Raw genomic sequence first — 1,007 nt, 5'->3', positions numbered from 1 at the left:
ACCTTGACGGTAACGAACACAGGTAACACGACCTTGACAGATGTAATGCTAGTTGACGAAATGCTAGAAGTATCTGAGAATGTAGGCACCCTACTTCCAGGTCAGTCAGCAAGCAGAGACTATACATACACAGTAACACAGTCTGACATTGACAACGGTTCTATCGTGAACGTAGCGAGCACAACAGGTGAAGATCCAAACGGAGATATGCCAGAAGACGATGCAACGGTAACAGTAGACGTTGATCAGAACTCAGCGATCAGCTTAGCTAAATCAGCAGATAAGTCAGTAGTGACAATGGCTGGTGAGGAAGTAGTTTACACCTTGACGGTAACGAACACAGGTAACACAACCTTGACAGATGTAATGCTAGTTGACGAAATGCTAGAAGTATCTGAGAATGTAGGCACCCTACTTCCAGGTCAGTCAGTAAGCAGAGACTATACATACACAGTAACACAGTCTGATATAGACAACGGTTCTATCGTGAACGTAGCGAGCACAACAGGTGAAGATCCTAACGGAGATATGCCAGAAGACGATGCAACGGTAACAGTAGACGTTGATCAGAACTCAGCGATCAGCTTAGCTAAATCAGCAGACAAGTCAGTAGTGACAGTGGCTGGTGAGGAAGTAGTTTACACGTTGACAGTAACGAACACAGGCAACACAACCTTGACAGATGTAATGCTAGTTGACGAAATGCTAGAAGTATCTGAGAATGTAGGCACCCTACTTCCAGGTCAGTCAGTAAGCAGAGACTATACATACACAGTAACACAGTCTGACATTGACAACGGTTCTATCGTGAACGTAGCGAGCACAACAGGTGAAGATCCAAATGGAGATATGCCAGAAGACGATACAACGGTAACAGTAGACGTTGATCAGAACTCAGCAATCAGCTTAGCTAAATCAGCAGATAAGTCAGTAGTGACAGTGGCTGGTGAGGAAGTAGTGTACACCTTGACGGTAACGAACACAGGTAACACAACCTTGACAGATGT

Annotated in this window: 1 protein-coding gene; it reads left to right on the top strand. The window is 44.8% G+C overall.

Annotation, left to right across the window (positions count from 1 at the left end):
* On the top strand, positions 1–1,007 hold a 1,007-nt coding region (locus CHB66_RS16775), incomplete at both ends, for a DUF7507 domain-containing protein (RefSeq protein ID WP_141107423.1).

Source organism: Belliella buryatensis (assembly GCF_900188245.1).
Taxonomy (GTDB): domain Bacteria; phylum Bacteroidota; class Bacteroidia; order Cytophagales; family Cyclobacteriaceae; genus Belliella; species Belliella buryatensis.
This window is presented reverse-complemented; position numbering and strand designations above follow the sequence as displayed.